This is a genomic window from Ligilactobacillus sp. Marseille-Q7487 (genome assembly GCF_949152225.1).
GTDB lineage: Bacteria > Bacillota > Bacilli > Lactobacillales > Lactobacillaceae > Ligilactobacillus.
Genome location: NZ_CASCJC010000001.1, coordinates 1,609,128 through 1,631,160, shown reverse-complemented (window position 1 = coordinate 1,631,160; position 22,033 = coordinate 1,609,128). Strand labels below are relative to the sequence as shown.

General features: G+C 35.4%; 23 protein-coding genes. 15 read left to right on the top strand and 8 right to left on the bottom strand.

Going from position 1 to position 22,033, the window contains the following annotated elements:
* Positions 1-21 precede the first annotated feature (21 nt).
* The 3 genes from QM017_RS08075 (at position 22) to QM017_RS08065 (ending at position 2,257) form a co-directional block, all read left to right on the top strand.
* A complete protein-coding gene (locus QM017_RS08075) occupies positions 22-897 on the top strand; it encodes a shikimate dehydrogenase (protein ID WP_282709434.1) in 876 nt (291 codons plus the stop codon).
* Positions 898-1,650 (top strand): type I 3-dehydroquinate dehydratase, encoded by a 753-nt coding sequence (gene aroD / locus QM017_RS08070; RefSeq protein ID WP_282709433.1) that lies wholly within the window; start codon positions 898-900, stop codon positions 1,648-1,650.
* Positions 1,651-2,017: 367 nt separating this feature from the next.
* Positions 2,018-2,257, top strand: a complete 240-nt coding sequence (locus tag QM017_RS08065; protein WP_282709432.1) for a hypothetical protein — start codon at positions 2,018-2,020, stop codon at positions 2,255-2,257.
* 103 nt (positions 2,258-2,360) lie between these two features.
* Here the strand turns inward: QM017_RS08065 and QM017_RS08060 are convergent, their stop codons facing one another.
* Genes QM017_RS08060 through QM017_RS08045 form a run of 4 tightly spaced genes read right to left on the bottom strand, consistent with a single transcriptional unit; the run spans position 2,361 to position 6,155 of the window.
* A complete protein-coding gene (locus QM017_RS08060; RefSeq protein ID WP_282709431.1) occupies positions 2,361-3,434 on the bottom strand; it encodes an ABC transporter substrate-binding protein in 1,074 nt (357 codons plus the stop codon).
* Positions 3,434-4,249 (bottom strand): ABC transporter permease, encoded by an 816-nt coding sequence (locus QM017_RS08055; RefSeq protein ID WP_178197957.1) that lies wholly within the window; start codon positions 4,247-4,249, stop codon positions 3,434-3,436. Before QM017_RS08055 ends, QM017_RS08060 begins: the two co-directional genes overlap by 1 nt.
* Positions 4,249-5,055, bottom strand: a complete 807-nt coding sequence (locus tag QM017_RS08050) for an ABC transporter permease (RefSeq protein WP_178197958.1) — start codon at positions 5,053-5,055, stop codon at positions 4,249-4,251. Before QM017_RS08050 ends, QM017_RS08055 begins: the two co-directional genes overlap by 1 nt.
* Positions 5,056-5,066: 11 nt before the next feature.
* Positions 5,067-6,155: an ABC transporter ATP-binding protein gene (locus tag QM017_RS08045; protein ID WP_282709430.1), complete on the bottom strand. Its 1,089-nt coding sequence runs from the start codon at positions 6,153-6,155 to the stop codon at positions 5,067-5,069.
* 243 nt (positions 6,156-6,398) lie between these two features.
* On the opposite strand from QM017_RS08045, the gene QM017_RS08040 reads away from it, so the two are divergent.
* From QM017_RS08040 to QM017_RS08025, 4 genes are all read left to right on the top strand, one after another.
* Complete coding sequence (locus tag QM017_RS08040; protein WP_282709429.1) at positions 6,399-7,073, top strand: response regulator transcription factor; 675 nt, start codon at positions 6,399-6,401, stop codon at positions 7,071-7,073.
* 2 nt (positions 7,074-7,075) lie between these two features.
* Positions 7,076-8,410 (top strand): HAMP domain-containing sensor histidine kinase, encoded by a 1,335-nt coding sequence (locus tag QM017_RS08035; RefSeq protein ID WP_282709428.1) that lies wholly within the window; start codon positions 7,076-7,078, stop codon positions 8,408-8,410.
* A 104-nt stretch (positions 8,411-8,514) separates the two neighbouring features.
* Positions 8,515-9,126, top strand: coding sequence for a PepSY domain-containing protein (locus QM017_RS08030; RefSeq protein ID WP_178197962.1), 612 nt, complete (start codon positions 8,515-8,517; stop codon positions 9,124-9,126).
* A 563-nt stretch (positions 9,127-9,689) separates the two neighbouring features.
* Positions 9,690-10,337, top strand: a complete 648-nt coding sequence (locus QM017_RS08025) for a LysM peptidoglycan-binding domain-containing protein (protein WP_178197963.1) — start codon at positions 9,690-9,692, stop codon at positions 10,335-10,337.
* A gap of 119 nt (positions 10,338-10,456) precedes the next feature.
* Here the strand turns inward: QM017_RS08025 and QM017_RS08020 are convergent, their stop codons facing one another.
* Together QM017_RS08020 and QM017_RS08015 are read right to left on the bottom strand one after the other, a co-directional pair.
* A complete protein-coding gene (locus tag QM017_RS08020; protein ID WP_282709427.1) occupies positions 10,457-11,575 on the bottom strand; it encodes a radical SAM protein in 1,119 nt (372 codons plus the stop codon).
* Positions 11,576-11,724: 149 nt separating this feature from the next.
* Positions 11,725-12,288, bottom strand: coding sequence for a substrate-binding domain-containing protein (locus QM017_RS08015; RefSeq protein WP_282709426.1), 564 nt, complete (start codon positions 12,286-12,288; stop codon positions 11,725-11,727).
* Positions 12,289-12,342: 54 nt separating this feature from the next.
* On the opposite strand from QM017_RS08015, the gene QM017_RS08010 reads away from it, so the two are divergent.
* The 5 genes from QM017_RS08010 to QM017_RS07990 all read left to right on the top strand — a co-directional run bounded on the left by QM017_RS08010 (position 12,343) and on the right by QM017_RS07990 (position 16,554).
* Positions 12,343-12,573 carry a PTS system mannose/fructose/sorbose family transporter subunit IID gene (locus tag QM017_RS08010; protein ID WP_282709580.1) on the top strand — a complete coding sequence of 77 codons (231 nt, stop codon included), beginning with the start codon at positions 12,343-12,345 and terminating at the stop codon, positions 12,571-12,573.
* A gap of 21 nt (positions 12,574-12,594) precedes the next feature.
* Entirely contained in the window at positions 12,595-14,046 is a 1,452-nt protein-coding gene (locus QM017_RS08005) for an arylsulfatase (protein WP_282709425.1), read from the top strand.
* 325 nt (positions 14,047-14,371) lie between these two features.
* A complete protein-coding gene (locus QM017_RS08000; RefSeq protein ID WP_282709423.1) occupies positions 14,372-15,163 on the top strand; it encodes a dihydroorotate dehydrogenase electron transfer subunit in 792 nt (263 codons plus the stop codon).
* Positions 15,163-16,068, top strand: a complete 906-nt coding sequence (locus tag QM017_RS07995) for a dihydroorotate dehydrogenase (protein WP_349238496.1) — start codon at positions 15,163-15,165, stop codon at positions 16,066-16,068. The genes QM017_RS08000 and QM017_RS07995 overlap by 1 nt, the downstream gene beginning before the upstream one ends.
* 75 nt (positions 16,069-16,143) lie before the next feature.
* Entirely contained in the window at positions 16,144-16,554 is a 411-nt protein-coding gene (locus QM017_RS07990; protein ID WP_282709421.1) for a peptide deformylase, read from the top strand.
* Positions 16,555-16,590: 36 nt separating this feature from the next.
* Here the strand turns inward: QM017_RS07990 and QM017_RS07985 are convergent, their stop codons facing one another.
* The gene (locus tag QM017_RS07985) at positions 16,591-16,794 is read right to left on the bottom strand and encodes a hypothetical protein (protein ID WP_282709420.1); all 204 of its coding nucleotides are present in this window, start codon (positions 16,792-16,794) and stop codon (positions 16,591-16,593) included.
* A gap of 194 nt (positions 16,795-16,988) precedes the next feature.
* Here QM017_RS07985 and QM017_RS07980 point away from each other — a divergent pair, with 194 nt between their 5' ends.
* Entirely contained in the window at positions 16,989-17,897 is a 909-nt protein-coding gene (locus QM017_RS07980; RefSeq protein ID WP_282709419.1) for an ROK family protein, read from the top strand.
* A gap of 87 nt (positions 17,898-17,984) precedes the next feature.
* Entirely contained in the window at positions 17,985-19,226 is a 1,242-nt protein-coding gene (gene glyA, locus QM017_RS07975; protein WP_282709418.1) for a serine hydroxymethyltransferase, read from the top strand.
* 47 nt (positions 19,227-19,273) lie between these two features.
* On the opposite strand, the gene QM017_RS07970 is transcribed toward glyA, so the two are convergent.
* Entirely contained in the window at positions 19,274-20,449 is a 1,176-nt protein-coding gene (locus QM017_RS07970) for an ROK family protein (protein ID WP_282709417.1), read from the bottom strand.
* 246 nt (positions 20,450-20,695) lie between these two features.
* On the opposite strand from QM017_RS07970, the gene QM017_RS07965 reads away from it, so the two are divergent.
* Positions 20,696-22,024 carry a PTS sugar transporter subunit IIC gene (locus QM017_RS07965; RefSeq protein WP_282709416.1) on the top strand — a complete coding sequence of 443 codons (1,329 nt, stop codon included), beginning with the start codon at positions 20,696-20,698 and terminating at the stop codon, positions 22,022-22,024.
* Positions 22,025-22,033: the final 9 nt, after the last annotated feature.

Genomic DNA, 22,033 nt, shown 5'->3' with positions numbered 1-22,033 from the left:
AACTTTAGGAGGAGATTTCTAATGGAACGTATTGATGGACACACACTTTTAATTGGTTTGATGGCTTACCCAATCAGACATTCAATGTCACCCACCATGCATAACAACGCTTTTGCAAAACTAGGTTTAAACTATGCTTATCTTGCATTTGAAATCGATAATGATAAGTTAGAAGATGCGGTACAATCGATTCGCACCTTGGATATGCGTGGTTGCAACATTTCGATGCCAAACAAACAAAAGATTCTTCCATATTTAGATAAATTATCTCCTGCCGCAAAAATGGCTGGTGCGGTTAACACAGTTGTTAACGATAATGGTGTTTTGACCGGCTATACCACTGATGGGACAGGTTTTATGAAGTCGTTAGAAGATGAAGGCTTAGATATTCGTGGTAAAAAGATGGTCTTAGCTGGTGCTGGTGGCGCTGGTACACCAATTGCAATTCAAGCAGCCTTAGACGGTGTTGCAGAAATTGCTATTTTTAACCGTGATGATCGCAACTTTGAAACTGCACGTCAAAACGTTGAGATTATCAATAAAGAAACTGACTGCAAGGCAAGCTTACATCGCTTAGAAGATAGTGAAGATTTCAAACAATGCTTGGCTGAATGTGATATTTACTGTGATGCAACTGGTGCAGGAATGAAGCCATTAGAAGACGTAAGCTTAGTTAATGACCCAAGTTGGTTCCATGAAGATATGATTGTTTATGATACGGTTTACGCTCCACGTGAAACTAAATTAATGAAGATTGCTAAGAGCGCTGGGGTTAAACATGTTCATAATGGCTTAGGCATGATGTTAGAACAAGGGGCAGAAGCCTTCAAACTTTGGACTGGTAAAGAAATGCCGGTTGATTATATTAGAGATTTGATCTTTAACGAGGATAAATAGATGAAACCTGTAAAAATTAGACAAACAATTTTAGGACAAGGCCGTCCTAAGATTGCCGTTCCTTTAACAGCTAAGACGACAAGTGATTTGCTTGTTCAAGCTAAAGAAGCTAAAGCATTGGCAGAAGTTATCGAATGGCGCATTGACTTTTTTGAAAGTGTCTTAGACTTTGCTAGCTTGACGACAGCTGCGCAACAATTGCGTGAAGTTATCGGTGAAATTCCTTTGTTGATAACCTTTAGAACCGCTAAAGAAGGCGGTGCAATGGAAATCAGTGAAGATAAGTACTTTGAAATTTACGAACATGTAGTAACAAACAAGTTGGCCGATATTTTAGATATCGAGTTGTTTCAAACGACAAGAAAAGTCAAAAAAATGGCGATACTAGCAGATGCTAATGATATCAAAGTTATCATGAGTAATCATGATTTTGCTAAGACCCCAACTGTAGCTGAAATGGTTCGTCGTTTAGAGTTGATGGCTAATTATCATGCAGATATTCTCAAGATTGCGGTGATGCCAAACTGTGTCTTGGATGTCTTGAATCTGTTGACGGCTACGCAAGAAGTTGCTGCACGCTTAGATCAACCTGTTATTTCGATGGCAATGGGTGATTTAGGCAAGTTAACACGTGTTTGTGGTGAAGTTGTAGGCTCTTGTTTAACGTTTGGTAGTGTTGGACAAGCTTCGGCTCCAGGTCAAATTGAGGCACAAAGTCTTAAAGAAATTTTACAAGCACTAAAAGTAAATTAAAAAGCCTGTTAGACTATGATTTTTGTCCAATTAGACAAGGGCAGGCAATATTAAAGCTATTAAGCTCTCTTTGCTTGGAATCTTCCAGTGAAGAGGGCTTTTTTAGTTTAAAATTAGAAACAAAAGTATGCTACTATACTGCAGTATATTTTAGTTTTAATAACTATTTGTTTATGATAATAATAAAATTTTTCGAGAAAATTAGTATTAAATGTTTATATATCAATGTTTAAACATTTATTTAAGTGAGTGTTTAAAAATTTATCAAAAAAATTATATAAATTTTGCAGACGGTTTTGTAACATATCTGTATAATAAAAGTAACAAAAACGTTACAAAAGATAGGCAATAAATAGGGGGAATAAAAATGTTTAGTTTATATACAGATTTTTGGAAGAATATTTTTAACTTTAACAAAAAGGATTCTGATGCAGAATTAGGAGTATCATTGATTTTTAATGTGATCATATTAGCAGTGCTTTATTTTGTAGGCTTATTATTAGCACCACCAGTAATGGAAAATACCTTAGTAGTCGTGATTACTTTTTTAGCTTTAATCATGGCAATCAGAACGCTTTTTGAATTAGTACGCGTATTTAAAAAATAGACATTAATTAGTAAGGGCTAATTTTTGAATTATACAGGAGTTAATATTTTTTAGCTACAAAAAATCCTCTTTACTGATTAGTGAGTAAAGAGAATTTATGCTGTTATTTCCGATACATCTTTAATTCAAGATATAAATCGTTATATTTTTGCAAATAATATTGCCCTAAGTTAGAGTAAACTTCCATTTTATCTAATTGTTTTTCAGTTGGATAAAATTGGCGATCAGATGTAATCGATTTAGGCAAAATCTTCATAGCTCCTTTATTAGGAGTGGAATAACCGATGTATTCGGCGTTTTGAGCTGCATTTTCAGGCTTTAACATGAAGTTGATAAAAGCATAAGCACCTTTAAGATTTTTAGCGGTCTTAGGGATAACAATGTTGTCAAACCATAAGTTAGTACCGCCTTCAGGAATAACGTAGTGCAAATGGCTGTTATTGGCCATCATGTCGCAAGCTTCACCCGAATAAGTTATAGCAATGTTGCTTTCTTCGTTGCTCATGTACATCTTAATTTCATCTGAGACAATCGCCTTAGCGTTTGGTGCGAGCTTTTTGAGCTTTTCATAAGCTTGCTGAATTTGTGTATCGTTTTTACTATTTAAAGAATAACCTAAACTACTTAAGCCAATTCCCATAAATTCACGCGCACCATCGACAAACATGATTTGATTTCTAAACTTTTTATCCCAAAGTTTATTCCAACTATCTACATCAGATTTCTTATAGAATTTGTCATTATAGATGATGCCTAAAGTTCCCCAAAAATATGGGATAGAGTAATGGTTTCCTGGATCAAAGCTCTTGTTTAAGAAGCGCGGGTCGATATACTTGAGATTTGGTAATTTGGCATGATCGATTTTTTTAAGCAAATGAGCAGCGCGCATTTTTTCAATCATATATTCACTTGGAACCGCAATATCATAGTTGGTTCCGCCTTGTTGAATCTTAGTATACATAGCTTCATTAGAGTCAAAAGTTTCATAGTTAACCTTATAGCCAGTTTGCTTTTCAAATTTAGTAATTAGGTCAGGATCGATATAATCGCCCCAGTTATAGATATTAATCACTTTAGCCCCAGCCATTCCTGTTGAACGGTTAAGCAAGTGGGCACCTAACAAAAGCAAAGCAATGATGGCAACAATGCCAATAAAAAGAGCACGTAATTTTTTCATTAAACTTCGCCTCCTTTGCGGTTTGTTTTAGTATTGTCTTTACTAATATAGTAGTAACCAATCACTAAAACTAAAGAAAACAAGAAGACAAGTGTACTTAAAGCATTGATTTCTAAGCTAACACCTTGACGTGCGCGGGAATAGATTTCCACAGATAGGGTGGAAAAGCCATTTCCAGTAACGAAAAATGTTACGGCAAAGTCATCTAATGAATAAGTGAAAGCCATAAAATACCCAGCAATAATGCCTGGTGTTAGATAAGGTAAGATGATATCTTTTAAGACTTGGAAGTGATTAGCCCCTAAGTCATAGGCTGCCGATACCATTGAGTCTTTCATTTCTTGTAACTTTGGTAAAACCATCAACACCACAATTGGAATACTAAATGCAATATGTGAAAGCAAGACGGTCCAAAAGCCTAGGCTAAAGCCACTAAATAACGAACCGACCATGGTAAAGAAAATTAAAAAGCTAGCACCAATGATAACATCAGGAGAAACCATTAAAATGTTGTTAGCTGATAATAAGCTATTACGGGTAGTCCGTTTTTTGGAGTAATAGATTGACAAAGCTCCAAAGGTTCCGATAATTGTTGCGATCAATGAAGATAAAAAAGCCAACATAAATGTATTCAAAAGAATGATCATTAAACGTGTGTCGCCGAATAAATCATTGAAGTGACGCAATGAAAAGCCAGTAAAATGATTCATATTATTACCTTTATTGAAGGAATAATACATCAAATAAGCGATTGGCAAGTATAAAAAGATAAAAACAATGATTAAATAAAGATTAGCCCATTTAAATTTCTTCATTATTTTTTACCTCCCGTCTTTTTTTCACCAGTCAGCATCATCACAACAAACATTGCAATGATTAAGACCACGCCGATGGTTGAACCCATGCCCCAGTTTTGTGTAACCAAGAAGTGTTCTTCAATCGCAGTTCCTAAGGTGATCACACGATTGCCACCGATTAAACGTGTTAGCATAAATAAGGAAAGTGAAGGAATAAAGACGGCCTGAATGCCACTTTTAACCCCGTTTAAAGATAGCGGGAAAACAACTTTCCAAAAAGTCTGGATGCGATTAGCCCCTAAGTCCTTGCTTGCTGAAATGAGGGATTGATCCATTTCTTCTAAAGCATTAAAGATCGGAATGATCATAAATGGCAATTCAATATACATCGAAACTACTAAGAAACTAAAATCGGTAAATAAGATTTGCTGTGGCGCAATCCCAAAGAAGCCTAAAAAGCTATTGACACCACCGTGGATCCCAAAGATACCGATAAATGCATAGGCTTTTAAAAGTAAATTAATCCAAGTTGGCAAAATGATGAGTAACAGCCATAAGTCTTTGTGCTTTAATTTAGTCAAAAAATAGGCTGTTGGGTAGCTGATAACTAATGTAATCAATGTAATCAAAAAAGCATACCAAACTGAGTTAAATGTCATCATCAAGTATTTGCCAGAGCCAAGATAAGCGGCATAGTTGGCCAAAGTAAAATGACCGTTAGTATCTAAAAATGAGTATCCCACAACTAAAATTACGGGAGCAATTACAAATAAAGCGAGCCATAAAAAGTAAGGAATCGCAAAAAAAGTGCGCATCTTTTTCATGCTAAGTCCTCCTAATCTTCATAGCTTTCCAAACGTGCATCAAAGTCTTCTTCAGACTCATTGAAACGCATGACATGGATATCTTCTGGTTCAAAGTTTAAGCCAACCATACTACCAGGTTGTGCTTTACGAGTAGAATGAACAATCCATTCGTTTTCTTGTTCGTCGTAACAAACAATTTCATAATGAACGCCTCTAAAAAGTTGAGTATCTACTTTAACCTTGAGTTTACCATGATCTACATCAGTCAAAGTTAAATCTTCTGGACGCAAGACAACTTCAACTGGTTCGTTTGGACGCATTCCTCCATCGACACATTCAAAACGTTTGCCGACAAATTCAACTAATTCATCTTTAATCATAATGCCATTAACGATGTTACTTTCACCGATAAAATCGGCTACGTAATGGTTGATTGGCTCGTCATAAATATCAACTGGCGTTCCGCTTTGAACGATATTACCATTATTTAAAACAAAGATTTCATCACTCATTGCCAAAGCTTCTTCTTGGTCATGAGTAACAAAAATAAAGGTAATGCCTAGACGTTGTTGTAATTCACGTAATTCGTATTGCATATCAAGGCGTAATTTGTGATCTAAAGCAGACAAAGGTTCATCAAGTAATAAAATTTTAGGTTCATTGATGATAGCACGTGCAATAGCTACGCGTTGTTTTTGTCCGCCAGACATTTCGTTGATCCCGCGCTTTTCATAACCTTCCAATTGGACCATCTTTAAGGCTTGTTTTACCTTTTGTTTGATCTGGTACTTAGGTAATTTTTTTATGCGCAGGCCAAATGCGATGTTTTCAAAAACATTCATATGCGGGAAAAGTGCATAATCTTGAAAGACCGTATTGACCTGACGTTTATTGGCAGGCACCTCATTGATGCGTTTGCCTTCAAAAAAGATATCTCCGTTAGTCGGCTCTGAAAAACCTGCGATCATCCGAAGAATCGTTGTTTTACCGCACCCAGATGGTCCGAGTAACGTGTAAAATTTACCCTCCTCGATGTCAAAACTCACATTTTTCAAAACTGGAATGTCGTCATCATAGCTCTTGATGACATTTTTAAATGAAATGATTGGCTGTTTCACAATCTAACCCCCTTCGGTTTTTTAAACACGATTTATCTGGTGTTGACCAGATAGTTTTTGCTTAATTAGCTATTATTAAGCAACTCTCTTAATAATACACTGTTAGAACATAATTTGATATAAAAATTGTTCATAATTAAAAATTTTTTCTTAAACTAAAGCAATAAAAAGATAATAGTAAGTACTTATCGTTTAAACAACATTTAATGTATGATAGATATGAAAGAAAAATGAGGTGAGAATATGGCCACGTTAAAAATATTATTGGTCGAAGATGAAGATGGTTTGGCGAGTTTTATTCAAACGGAACTTGAATTTGAAGGCTATCAAGTTAAAAGAATTAATAACGGCAAACAAGCTTTACAGGAATTTGAAGAATTTGTGCCAGATTTAATCTTATTAGACTGGATGTTGCCTGGATATGATGGAATTACTGTAGCTCGTAGGATTCGGCGTCAAAGTGAGATTCCTATTATTATGATGACAGCAAAGAATCAAACGAGTGATATCGTAACTGGCTTAGATGCTGGTTTAGACGATTATTTGACTAAACCTTTTGAAATTGAAGAATTATTTGCCCGTATTCGTGTGATTGAAAGACGATTGGCTAAAAAAGAGAGTACAAATAACGTTTTAGAATATGTTAATTTAAAGCTAGACTTAGCCAAGCATCAAATTGAAGTCGCAGGTAAAATGGTAGAACTAACTCCTAAAGAGTTTGGCATCTTATATGAATTATTAAAGACACCAGAGGAAGTCAAAACTAGAGATGAGTTATTAAATAGTGTCTGGGGATATGAGTATTTTGGACAAACAAATGTTGTTGACGTGTACATTCGAACGTTGCGGAATAAGTTAGGTACTGCTGGTGAATTAATTCAAACCGTTCGTGGCATTGGCTATGTTTTGAGGAAGTAAAAATGAAGCAATATTTGAAAAAAAGCAGTAAGACGGCGCAATATCAGTTGACTAAACATTTTTTGTGTATTTTGTTTTTAATATTACTGGTGAGTAATTTAGTATATATCGTAGCCTCGGCCGAATTTGCATATGAATATATTTCTAAAAGGGCAGATCGTATAATTGTAGCCATTGAGGAAGATCAAAGTCGCAGTCAAGATTGGCGTAGTACGGTAGATGCTTATGTTTCTGCTGGGGATGAAGATGCGTTAAAACTATCATTACCATCAGGAAGTGTTTATTATTCAAATGCAGCTTCAGCCGTATTTGAACAAATTAAGACTGGAAAAAGCGTGCCTTTACTTCCAGGAATTGTGTTTAGTCGAGATGATATTTATTATGTTAAGCATAAAAATTTAGGTGATTTTAGTGTTGATATTGCATTGGATAGTGAAGACATTTTGGATTTAACGAGGGGTTTGTTGCGTATTAATTTATTTTTAAATGCAATAGCTTTGGTATTAGGGGCCATTTTGATTTACTTTAGAGTAGCCAAATGGAGTAAAAAACTGACTACGATGGCACATGAAATTAAAGAACTTAAAGATGGAAAACTAACGGTTCCACCTGATCCAATAGAAATTACAGAAGTAGCAAGCGCCTTCAATCAATTATTGGATAAACAAAAACAAGCAATTGAACGTGAAAAACAATTCGTAGCAGATGCATCACATGATTTAAAAACCCCGATTGCCGCTATTAGAGGCCATGTGAAATTGATTATGCGTAGAGGCAAGCAACATCCTGAAATTGTCGAAAACTCATTGGATTTTATTGATAAAGAATCAAAACGTCTGCAGCTTTTGACTAATAGATTGTTGCTTTTGAGTAAGACGACACAAAAAATGCAACTTGCTCGAGTTAATATCGCACAAGTAGCTATAAATGAAGTAAATAGAGCAAAAGAAGTATCTAACACAGAAGTTGAAATGAATTGTAATCCTGATTTATGGTTAATGGCAGATTCTAAAGATATTGAGCTAATACTTCAAAATTTATTAGAAAATGCCCGTAAATATGCCCCAGGTAAAGTAGAAGTTATAGCTAGCAAAGTGCAAGATAACTTGTGTTTGCAAGTAGTTGATCACGGGCAAGGTATTGCGGATAGTCAAAAAGACAAAATTTTTGAACGCTTTTATCGCGTAGAAAATTCACGTTCAAATCAAATTGAAGGTTCAGGAATTGGCTTGGCAATCGTCAAGAATTTGGTTGAAAAATACCAAGGCAAAATAAGTGTAAAAGAGACTCCTGGTGGGGGGAGCACTTTTGAAATTTTATGGCCATTAAAAAATTAAGAAATCTTCATTTTAAACTTAACTAAATTTGATTTTTTTAGTTTTCTTTCTTGCTATTATAAAGACAACAAGAAAGATATTATATTATATGGAGGAAAAGTGAAATGAAAAAAGTTAAGCTATTAGGTGTAGGGGTTTTAGCAGCATTGGTTTTGGCAGGGTGTTCTAACAATCAGCCAACGACACAACATTCGCAAGCAACATCAAGTTCTCAGTCACATATGAATTCACAAACAACAACAACTACTAGCGGTGTTCCAGCAGAAATCAAAGTCAGTGTAGCTGATGCCATTGCGTTTTATCAAGAAAAGCATCCAAATACAGATATAACAAGTTTAGAATTAGAATTAGATAAGTCCTTAGGAAACTATGTCTATAAGATTGATGGTATGGATGACAATACCGAATATGAGCTTAAATTTGATGCGGAAACTAAAAATGTCTACCATGATAGAAGTGAAATGTTAGATCATGATGAACAAAATGGAGTAGAACGTGCCAATGAAAAACTTGATTTAAGCAATATCTTGGATTTGCAAGCAGCAACGCAAGCAGCACAAAAAGAAGCTGGTTCTGGCACAATTGAAAGTTGGGAATTAGATCGTAATTTAGGTACAACTTATTGGGAAGTTAAGTTTAGAGTAAATAATCAAGAAGTAAATGTAAAATTAAATGCCCAAAATGGTACAATTTTAGAAAAAGAAGTTGATGACTAAACAAGAATGTCTGATATAAACACTTAAAATGACTTGAGATAGTGTGTTTTACACTATTTCAGGTTATTTTTTTATTGTTTTAGGAATAAATGAAAGTGAACGGACAATGAGACAAAGTGAAATACTGAGTTTTTAGAGGCTATAAGTATTGATTTTAAAGCAAAATATCGCTTTTTGTAACAAAATTGTTACTGTGTAACTTTTATGTTATAAAAATAATGAAATTTCTGCGAAAAAACACTTGACATGATTTTTTTGAAGAAAATTTGAAAAAAAGATGATGATTTTTAAATCAAGTATTTTGAATTTTTAATAATAATATAAAATTTTTTGTAAGCGACTTAAATAGGCAAAATGATAGTCTTTTTTGCATATATATAAAAGACTTTTACTATACTTTGTGAAGCCTTTATTACACTTTATGCCAAATATTACGATATTTGTGAAAATAGTAATGCTCTTGGTATGTAGATGTTACATTTAGCCCGTATACTTAAGCAGTGTTAAGAAGCCGTGGCAAAAATCAACACGGTTTAAAATTAGTTAGGAGAGAAATTTACTTTATGGATTTCAAAAAAGCGTGGGTATCTTTGACAGCGACTCTTAGTTTAATTGCTTTTTTTGCAATCGCAGCTAGCGCAGCCACTGTGACGGTGAAACCAGGAGATACGCTTTCAGATATCGCTTTAAAGTATAATACAACCGTCACTGACATTAAATTGGCAAACCCATATCTTGAAGATGTTAATAAAATCTTCCCTGGACAAAAAATTGAAATTGTTCCAACTAGTGGGTTAAAAGATGAAGCTAGACAACAAGAACTTGCTCAATTAAAGCAAAGAGCACAAGAAATTGAAGCGCAGCGTCAAGCTCAAATTAAGGCGCAACAAGAAGCAGAAGCTAAACGCCAAGCAGAGCTACAAGCGCAAGAAGAAGCAAGACGTCAACAAGAAGAACAACAACGTCAAGCAGTAATACAAGCACAACAATCAGAAGAAATGGCTAAGCAATATGTAGCTAGCCGTGAATCTGGTGGCTCATACACTGCAAGAAATGGGATTTATTATGGTAAATACCAATTAACAATTTCATATTTAAACGGCGATTTATCCCCAGCTAACCAAGAACGTGTCGCACAACAATATGTAATGTCACGTTATGGCTCATGGCAAGCTGCTAAAGCTCACTGGGATGCAAATGGCTGGTTTTAATAGCTAACAAAAATAGTATGGATTAAAAAAGTAGGCTAAAAACACTTAGTCTATACTTATTGAAATTATGTAAAAAAAGAAGCTTATGAAAAATTTATTTCATGGGCTTCTTTTTTGATTTAGTAGCTAAATTTAGCCTGTGGAAGATAAAGTAGTACTTGTTGGATTTGAGGTAAGATTTCTAAAAGAAGCTCACGATATCCACAAAAAGTACCATTTTTATCCACATACATCGCTTGTTGCATACGTTTGCCTCCGCCATTACATAAAAATTTGCAAGGACAAGCAGAACAATATTCTGGAAGAGTGCTACGGGATGTTAAAAATTTGTGGATAACATTTTTTTTGCGTAATTCTTGATAGCTTTCATCCACAATATTACCCACATAGTATTCGTCAAGAGCGTAAAAATCACAAGGGAAAACAGAGCCATCTGCTTCAATTACCGTTTGAAACGAGCAATATCCGGTTAATCCACAAGCATTAACTTGTTTTTTTGTTACTAAATTGATGATATCGTCGAATAATTTAATACTTAAGTAATGCCCTTTTTTAAATTCAGCGAGCCAAAGTTTGAATAAACGGCTATAAAAACGATAAAAGAGTTGTGGATTTAGAGCATATTGGCTTGGTTTATCCACATTTAATTCATCTAAACAGGGGATAAACTGAATATAAGGTATTTTTTGTTCCAACAAAAAGTTAAATACTTGTTGTGGATGCCGAGCTAATTGACTAGTTAATACACACAAAATATTAAATTCGATATTATATTGCTCGAATAATTTTTTGGTGTGGATTAGACGTTTGAATGTCGGTTGATCTTTTGGATCACGCCGGTACAAATCATGAAATTGGGCGGGTCCATCGATTGACAGCCCCACTAAAAAGTTATTTTCTTTTAAAAAGTCACACCATTGCTCGTTAATCAAGATGCCGTTGGTTTGTAAGGCATAATTGACGGTTATAGCGCGTTTTTGTTGTTTGACAAAGGAAACGAAATCCTTAAAAAAATTAAGTCCTGCCAAGGTCGGTTCTCCTCCTTGGAAGGCAATATTTATGATGTCTCCATCCTTTAATGTTGAAAAAATGTTAGTGATCAAAGCATGCGAGGTAGTAGGCGTCATTTTTCCATAAGATTTTACTTGGCGTTGCGCGCTAACATCGGCGTAAAAACAATATTTACACCGTAGATTACAAGTTGCAGAAAAAGGCTTAATCAAAATAGAGTGATACATTGCGTCACACCGTTGTCAAAAAACAGCAATAATACTAGTTTTGACAAGTTCCTTTCTTTGAATTTTGTACTATTCTAGTAATTTATGGGGATATAAACTTTTACCATGTTAATTATGGATAGTTTAAATTTACTAGTGATTATTTTTTACTATTTACTACTTTCTCTAATAACTAATTTTGTGGCCGTTACGATATTGATAGGATCAGTTTGAATGCCATTCATGATATTTTGTAATGTCATTGCCCCAAGCGTCCCCATTTGTCTTTTTGAAAGTTGGACGGTGCTAAGGCTAGGTGAGAAGTATTGTCCAACTTCTAAGTCACCAAAACCGATGATACTGATATCGTCTGGGACAGATATCTGAGCTTCATTTAATGCCCGTAAAGCCCCTAAAGCCATTGTGTCGCTAATGGCAAAAAAAGCAGTAGGCAAATTAGGTCCTAAAGTTTCAATCGCTGTTTTCATTGCTTGATAGCCACTTTCAATCGAAAAATCACCTGTAAAAATTAATTTTTCATCTAATTCATTGTTTTTTTGTAATTCTTCTCTAAAAATGATAGACCTTGGATCTAAGAAGTCGCGTTTATTATGACTATTTGAGATACCATCAATTAAACCGATTTGTTGGTGATTATGTTCTTTAAAATAAGAAATTATTTCTTTGACCGGTGAAGAATAGTCGGCTGTTATACAACTAATACCATATTTCATTGTATTTTGATTTATAACGACTAGAGATTTTTTTACATTAACAAGTAAAGGCATATTTTCTTTGTTGAATTCTCCGAACCATTTAACTTGACTATTGGTAAAAAGTCTTTAAGTATTCAAAAAGATATTTTTGATCAATTAACGCCTTCTTTGGTTCCAATTATTTTGGTAGCATTGGCATATTGGTTATTAAGTTTTAAAAAATTAAATTCTACTAAAGTTATTTGGATTTTTTTGATTTTGTCTATTATTATGTATAGTTGCAAGATTTTAGCAGTAGGATAAAAGTTGAAAGGAGTAAACAAAATGATCAAGCAGGCAAATGTGATATTGATGGTAGTTGATCAGATGCGCTATGAAGCATTATCATTAAATGATCGCTATCATTTTGTAAGTACGCCAACGTTAGATATGATGGCTAGCGAGGGGTGCAACTTTACAAATGCATATTCAAGTGTACCAACATGTGTTCCGGCACGTGCTGCTTTATTGACAGGGCTTGATCAAGAACATAGAGGACGAGTTGGATATGAAGATGAAGTTGCTTGGAATTATCAACAAACAATTGCGCAAACCTTTAAAGATGCAGGGTATCAAACTCAATGTATAGGGAAAATGCATGTTTATCCTGCAAGAAAACGTCTAGGGTTTGACAATGTTTTATTACATGATGGTTATTTACATGTAAATCGCAAATATTTCAATAGCTATGGGACACAATTTGAATATCATAGTGATTATTTAGCTGACTTGAAACAAGAATTGGGTAGCCAAGCAGACTTGATTGATGATGGGATGAATTGTAATTCATGGCAGGCGCGTCCGTTTATGTTTGATGAAATGTTGCATCCAACAAACTGGGTTGTAAGTGAGTCGATTAAATTTTTAAGTCGTCGTGATCCAACTGTACCATTTTTCTTAAAGATGTCATTTGAAAAGCCACATGCACCGCTAGATCCACCGAAGTATTATTTTGATATGTATATGGAACGCTTAAAAGACATCGACTTGCATATTGGTAATTGGGAAAAATTAAGCGAGCAGGTACCAAGTTTATATGCTTTAAAAGGTAAGTTAAAAGAAGATGATCAAAAAAGAATGGTAGCCGCTTATCTTGGCTTAGTCACACATATTGATCATCAGATTAGTCGTTTTTTGACGGCGTTTAAAGAATTTGGTTTAGATAAAAATACGGTTATTTGGTTGGTTTCCGATCATGGTGATCAGTTAGGCGAGCATTATTTGTTTAGAAAAGGTTATCCTTATCAAGGAAGCATTCATGTGCCATCTTTTATTTATGACCCGGGAAATATTTTAGATATCAAGCGCCACCAAGTCGATGAACTCATTAAGTTACAAGACATTTATCCTTCATTAGCACAGATGATTTTAGATAAAGATGTGAAAGTCGATGGCCAAAACATTGCACCGTTGCTAAAAAAGGCAGATTCAAACTGGCGTGATGAAATTCACGGTGAACACTGTTTAGGTGTAGATTCTAGCCAATTTATCTTGACGAAACACTGGAAGTTTATCTGGTTTAGCGTGCGTGATGAATACCAACTCTTTGACCTGCAAGCTGATCCAAATGAACAAAATAATTTGATTGCAGAAACTAAGTATCAAGATTTGATTGCAGATTTTAAACAGAAGATGGCTGTTTATCTAAAAGACCGTGAAGAAGGCTTCGTTGAAGATGGGGTTTTAGTCAAACGCGATGTAAGTCAAGTTAAAGCAACTTTAGACTTTGCAAAATAAAATTAAAGTAGCTAGCAAAGCTCTAGAAATAGGGCTTTAGGGCTGCTTTTTTGTGTAGTATTGTGTTGATTATAGCTGCAAATAACGTAAAAATAAGGCTAGTTGTGATAAAATTGTTTATTTTACTAGGAAATGTTAAGAGGGTTAATGACTTATAGCTATAATGAAATTCAAGTTTTATTTAGAAAAAATATTTTGAAATAACACAAAGATATTTTTCTTTAAACTTAAACTTTGTAATTTCTTGTAACGTTCTAGCAAGCATCTGCTATAATAAATACTGAGCAAACAGCTATTAATAAAATTTAATGGAGGCAAGTCATTCATGACGCAAAAATATAAGTTGACAGCGACAGTCGTTTCACAAGAACAACTTGCAACAGATGTTTACAGCATATGGTTGAAAAGCCCAGAAATTGCAAGCCAAGCACAGGCAGGACAATTTATTGGAATGTATCCAAACGATGCAACTAAGATGTTGATGCGACCGATTAGCTTATGTGAGATTGATGCACAAAAAGGCTTACTCCGGGTTGTTTATCGGGTGACAGGACCAAATGCAGGGACCAAGGAATTTTCGATGCTAAAAGCTAATGATACTTTAGAAATCTTTGGACCATTAGGTAATGGTTTTAATATAGAAGGAACCCAAGATAAACGTGTTATGTTGTTTGGGGGCGGGATCGGAATTCCACCGATGCTTGAATTAGGGAAACAATTAGCTAAGCAACAAGCAAAAGTCATGTTTGTTTTAGGTTATCGTGATCAAGTTTTCTTAGCTGAAGAATGCCAACAATATGGTGAAGTTTATCTGGCTACAGAAGATGGTAGCTTAGGTACTAAAGGAAATGTGTTAGATGCTGTTAAGCAAAATGCGCTTCAAGCGGATTTGCTGTATGCTTGTGGACCAACACCGATGCTTAAAGCGTTGCAGACATATGCTAAAGAACATGATTTGATGTGTTACCTATCATTAGAAGAACGAATGGCTTGTGGAATCGGTGCTTGTTTAGCATGCGTTTGCCAAAGTGTGTCTCTTGATGAACACAGTCATGTTAAAAATAAACGTGTCTGCAAAGACGGACCGGTATTCTTGGCAACGGAGGTAGAACTATGATAGATACAACAGTAAATATCGCTGGCGTAGAATTGAAAAATCCGGTGATGACAGCTTCGGGGACTTTTGGATCTGGTCAAGAATATAGTGAGTTTTTTGATTTAGGGAAATTAGGAGCGGTGGTAACTAAAGGTGTTGCTAATGTGCCGTGGCCTGGTAATAATACACCACGTATTGCAGAAACCCATGCAGGGATGCTAAATGCAGTTGGTTTACAAAATCCTGGGGTAGATGTATTTTGTAAACGTGATTTACCATTTTTAAAACAGTTTGATACCAAGGTAATCGTCAATGTTTGTGGCAAAACAACAAAAGATTATTGTGAAGTAGTTGAACGCTTGGCAGATGAAGAAAGTGTTGATTTACTTGAAATCAATATTTCTTGTCCAAATGTTAAAGAAGGCGGAATTGCCTTTGGTCAAAATCCATGTTCGGTTGAAGAAATCACTAAAGAAGTCAAAAAAGTTGCTAAACAACCAATTATCATGAAACTTAGTCCAAATGTTACCGACATTACGGAAACTGCTAAAGCAGCACAGGCAGGAGGAGCCGATGCATTATCTTTGATTAATACTTTGACGGGAATGAAAATTGACATTGAACGTCAAAATTTTGTTTTAGCCAATAAAACAGGTGGCCTTTCTGGCCCTGCTATTAAACCAGTGGCATTACGGATGGTTTATCAGGTTGCTAATAGTGTGGATTTACCAATTATCGGTATGGGTGGCATTACTAATGCCGCTGATGCTTTAGAATTTATCTTAGCTGGTGCAAGTGCAGTTGCGATAGGCACGGCAAACTTTGTTGATCCATTGGCAGCTCCTAAAGTTGTTGAAGGTATCAAAGATTACATGACACGCCATAATTGCCAAAAAATAACGGATTTAATCGGTATAGTTAAATAAAATAAAACACTAGTCCACAAAAAATGGGGCTAGTGTTTTTGTTATAATTAAATAGGCTAGAATGGGAGGTTAAAGATGATTAAAGAAATTATTCATGATCAATTTTTCTTGGCTAAAAAGGCTCAAAAAGCAACACCAGCAGATAAACAAGTGATTATTGATTTGTTAGATACGCTAAGAGCTAATCAAGCTAGTTGTGTTGGTTTAGCTGCTAATATGATTGGCAGCACCAAACGTATTATTGTATGTCAAGCAGGGCCTTTGGCATTGGCTTTAGTTAATCCAGAGATTATACAAAAAAGTGAAGCTTATCAAACCACAGAAGGTTGCTTGTCGTTGAGTGGCCAAAGAAAAACTACACGTTATCAAAAAATTACGGTTCGCTATTGGGATCAAAACTTTCAAGAACATACGCAAAAATTTAGTGGTTTTTTGGCACAAATTATTCAACACGAAATCGATCATTGCGAAGGGATTTTGATTTAAAAAACGGTCTAGGCTTGAGGAGTCTAGACCGTTTATTTACATGAAAATGATGTTGATACCAGCAATAATCATTATAAAACCAAGGATGAAGCCATTGTAGACGGCTAAAGCTGCAAATTTAGAAGTTTGTTTAGTGCCTTTTTGTTTGATATGCGTGAAATACTTTTTAGTTGTGAAAATTTGATATAATCCAAAAAATATCAGCATTAAAGCAACAACTTGTGAAAAGATTGCGTCCATGTTATTTCGCTCCTTTTGGTAACGCTTTTTCTTAGATTGTATATCTTGCTAAAGAGCGGTGTCAACTTGTACCAAATGTGAAACGGAGAGATTTTTCTAGAAACAAATACCAGGTCTTAGTTTAGGATTGTTATTTAGAAAACATTTTTATAAAATTGTGTTGAGAGTTTAATATGTGAAAGGAAAAGATGATAATGCAACAATATTACATAGGAATTGATATGGGTGGTACGAGTATCAAGTATGGTTTGGTCGATAAAAAAGGCAAGGTAAGTGCTAAAGGAAGTGTCAAAACGGCACAAAGTAAAGACGAAATTTTAGCCAGTCTAGAACAAATTGTGCAGGACTACCAACAAGAAAATGAAATCTTAGGAATTGGTATTAGTGCACCTGGTGTAATCAAGGCAGATGGTTATATGCAAACGGCCGGAGCGATTGCTTGTCTATATGGAGCGAACTTAAAAGAATATTTAGAACAAAAATTTAAGTTGCCTGTAACAGTAGAAAACGATGCTAATGCAGCTGCTTTGGCAGAAGGGTGGTTTGGTGCAGCTAAGGGATGTCAAAATTATTTAGCTTTAGTTTTAGGAACCGGGGTTGGTGGTGGAATCATCATCAACGGTCAAATTTATCGAGGTGCCAATGGTCATGCTGGTGAGTTTGGGTGGGCGTTGATGACGCAACAAGATGATCCAGATGACTTGGAATATGGTAGTTTGAACTTTCATGGTGCAACCGTGCTAGGGTTGACGCGTTTGTATGATTTAGCAAAAGGTAATTCTCAGCCACAAACCGATGCGCGTCAAATTTTTATTGAAGCTAAAGAGGGGTTAGAACCAGCTAAAAGTGTGATGCAACATTATTTGATGATGTTAAGTAAAGGTATTTTTAATCTTGTGACGGCCTTTGATCCTGAAGTTGTTGTTTTAGGTGGAGCAGTCAGTGCCAATGAAACATTTAGGGCAGATATTACCGTAGCATACGAACACTATTTGCATAATCATAAAGGTATCAAAGACCTTCCTAGTGCATCGCTTAAATTTGCGCAATCAGGAAATGATGCAGGTTTAATTGGAGCGGTGTATAGTTTGTTGACTAAATAACAAACTATTTTTAGACTGGAAGAAAAATTGTTCGCAATGTATAATGAAGTTAAACCACGTCAAAAGCAAATAAAGGATGGTGTTAAGATGGATTTTAAAGAATTTGATCCACAATTATGGGGGGCAATTGCTAAAGAAGAGCAACGCCAACAAGCCAACATTGAATTGATTGCTTCAGAAAACATTGTATCGCCAGCTGTTTTAGCGGCTCAAGGAAGTGTGTTGACTAACAAATATGCAGAAGGCTATCCAAGACGGCGTTATTATGGTGGCTGCCAATGCGTCGATGAGGTTGAGAATTTGGCGATTGAACGTGCTAAAGCATTGTTTGGTGCGAAATTTGCTAATGTTCAACCACATTCTGGTTCACAAGCCAATGCAGCTGCTTATGTTGCGTTAGTGAATCCAGGAGCGACAATTTTAGGAATGGATTTGTCAGCTGGGGGACACTTAACTCATGGCTCGCCGGTTAATTTTAGTGGTAAAACATATAATTTTGTTGGTTATAAAGTTAATCAAGAAGATGAATGTCTTGATTACGAAGAAATTGTTCAAATAGCCCAAAAATGTCATCCTGACCTGATTGTTGCCGGAGCTAGTGCGTATCCACGTATTATTGATTTTAAGAAATTTAGAGAAATTGCAGATAGTGTTGGTGCCAAATTGATGGTAGATATGGCACATATCGCTGGGTTAGTAGCTGCTGGTGTGCATCCAAATCCAATGCCTTATGCTGATGTGGTTACTACAACTACACACAAGACTTTGCGTGGTCCGCGTGGAGGCTTGATTTTGACCAATGATGAACAGCTTTCCAAAAAGATTGATAGTGCAATTTTCCCAGGTTTGCAAGGTGGTCCGTTAGAACATGTGATTGCTGGAAAAGCAGTTGCTTTTAAGGAAGCTCTAGCGCCAGAATTTAAGGATTATTGTCGTCAAATTTTAGCAAATATGAAAGCCATGGTCGGAGTGTTTGCTAAAGATGAAAAGGTGCGTTTAGTTTCTGGTGGGACCGATAATCATCTGTTATTATTAGAAGTCTTGGCGACAGGACTAAACGGTAAACAAGCTGAAAAAGTCTTAGATGCAGTTAATATTACAGTTAACAAAAATGCGATTCCATTTGAAACGTTAAGTCCATTTAAGACGAGTGGTATTCGTTTAGGAACTGCAGCGATTACGACACGTGGCTTTAAAGAAGATGATTGTCGTGAAGTAGCGCAGATTATTTTGGATGTGTTACATGCACCAGAAGATGAAGCTACTTTAAAGCAAGCTAGTCAACGTGTCAAAGCATTGACTGACAAATATCCATTATATCAAGCATAAAAAATAACCGCTGAGTCATTTGACTTAGCGGTTTTTGTTTATAAAAGTTAATGATACAAACCTAAAGATTGTTGCATAGCCAAAATAGCACCAGCCACTGCACCGTCATATTGATTATAAGGTTTAACAATGAGATGTTGTTTTAAAATGTTAGTCAATTGGAAACGATTTTCATCTAGGTAATGATTCAACAAACCAAAGAGTTTTTGTGAATCAAATAATGCACCATGCAATACGATTTGATGAGTATCTGCCATCATAACTAGATTGTTTAAAGTAATCGCAAGATATTTCATAGCGCTATTTAAAATGTTGATGACTCCTTCATCGCCGAGTTCATAGGCTTTTTGTACGGTGTAAAAATCGATATCATCAATGTTTTTAGCGAGTTGGCGTAGGTAAGTTGAGCTAGATGTTTCGTATAGCAAGCGCGCTTTTTTAATAATAGCACCTTGACTAATATAATTTTGTAAGCACCCACGCCGACCACAATCGCATAACTCACCTTCAGGATTAACGATCCAATGACCAACTTCACCCACTAAGAAATTATCGATACCATGAATTTTTCCATCGTAAACATAAGAAGTAAAAATTCCTCGAGCTATGTGCAAAAATAAAATATTTTCATCGTGAACATTTCTGCTCAATAAACGATAACATAATGTCATACAATGAACATTATTTTCAAAATAGCAGGGTAGTTGAAGTTGTTTGATAGCTGGATCAAGATCAAAATTTTGCCAAGCTAAGCGATTGCTGACAATCCTGTTTTTGCTTGAATTATAATGTCCGGGCAAAGCAAAACCTAACGCACATGGTTTAAATTCTTGGCAAGAATCCACAAACTCACGCAACACGGTAGCAAAGTCGGCTCCGTTTGGAATCTTTTTGAGTTCGACTATTTTTTTACGCAAAATTGTACCAAGATTATCGGTTAAACAAAATGCGATAAATAATTCATGCAATTCGATACCGATGTAATAGCTGTGATTTGGTGCAATCTTGAGATAGATTTTTTTTCGACCGACATGAATGCTAGTATCTTCAGATTCAACTTCGGTAATTAATTTTTCCTTGAGTAAATCTGCCGTGACTTTAGTTGTAGTTGCAGGCGTGATTCCGGTTTTAGTGGCAATATCGATTCGGGATATAGCGCCGTTGGTATAAATTTTATCTAGTATTTTACTACGAATCTCAAGTTGCTTTTTAGTATAAGCCATAAGTGACGCTCCTTAATAATAAAAAAGAAATAAAATCCTTGATACCATTGTATAATAATTATAAAAAATAAACAATACCCAAAAAGAAAACAGTTGCAAAAAAATTATGATTACGCTATCATTTACTTGTAAATAAGTTTTAGTTGCTAGAAAGAATTAAAATTTAAGGTTTAGAAATTATTTATTTTTAATAACTAAAGCAGCGTTATTTATTTACAAATTATTATTTTTTAGGAGGAAAATATCATGGCTGGAAAATCAAAAGGCGTTGATAGTTTCATTGAAAGAGTTCTTATGCCTGTAGCTGTAAAGCTCAGTTCTTTTAAACCGTTGATTGCAATTCGTGATGGCATCGTTTTGGCAATGCCATTAATTATCATCGGTTCATTATTTACAATTTTGGGTAGTTTCCCAATTGATGCATGGACTAATTGGGTAGCTAATACTAAGTTTAACGGTGTGGCTATTCTTGATATCTTTAACAAGATTTCAAATGGTTCATTTGGCTTGTTAGGTTTAGTAGGTGCATTTGGTATTGCATCTAGTTATGCAGAACAATACAAAACAGACGGTAAATCCGCAGGGATTATCGCATTAGCATCATTCTTTGTTGTTACTCCAAGTATCATGAGTGGAGATAAAGCACCACTTGAAGGTATGCCTTATGGTTACTTAGGAAGTAAAGGTTTGTTTATTGCAATTATTATTGGTTTGATTGCCGGGGGGCTTTTCCAATGGTTTATCAATCGCGATATCCGTATCAAGATGCCTGAAGCAGTACCACCTGCAGTTTCTAAGAGTTTCAGTGCTTTGATTCCAGGTGCTGTTATTATCACTTTATTTGGCGCTATTTATGCTATCTTAACTTGGACAGGGTTGGGTAACATTCATGATTTGTTATTACACATCTTATCCAAGCCATTAGGTATTTTAGGTGATACCTTAGGCGGAACATTAGTAGCTATCATGCTTAACAGTTTGTTTTGGTTTGTTGGTATTCACGGTGGTAATGTTATCAACAGTGTCTTGCAACCAGTTTGGTTGATGAACACTGATGCAAACCGTTTATTGGCTACAAAAGGTAACTTAGACTTGGCTCATGGTGGTCACGTTGTAACTCAACCATTCATCGATAACTTTGTTTACATGGGTGGTGGCGGTGCTACCATCGGTTTAGTTTTAGCTATTGGTTTGATTGTTTTATCCAAGAAGGCAAGTAAAGAAACAGAAGTATTGGCACCATTAACCATTACTCCAGGTTTATTTAACATTAACGAACCAACAATGTTTGGTTTACCAGTTGTTTTGAACACAGCATTAATCATTCCATTTGTTCTTGCACCAATGATTAACGCAATCACAACATACTTTGCAATGAGTACAGGAATTGTTCCATTATGTACCGGAGCTGTTGTTCCTTGGACAATGCCACCAGTTTTATCTGGTTTCTTGGCAACTAACAGCTGGCAAGGTTCTGTGTTACAATTAATTAACGTAGTAATTGATATCGCAATTTATTTGCCATTCATTTCTATGGTCAATAAACAACAAAAAATGGCTGAAATGGGCGAATAATTGTTAGGA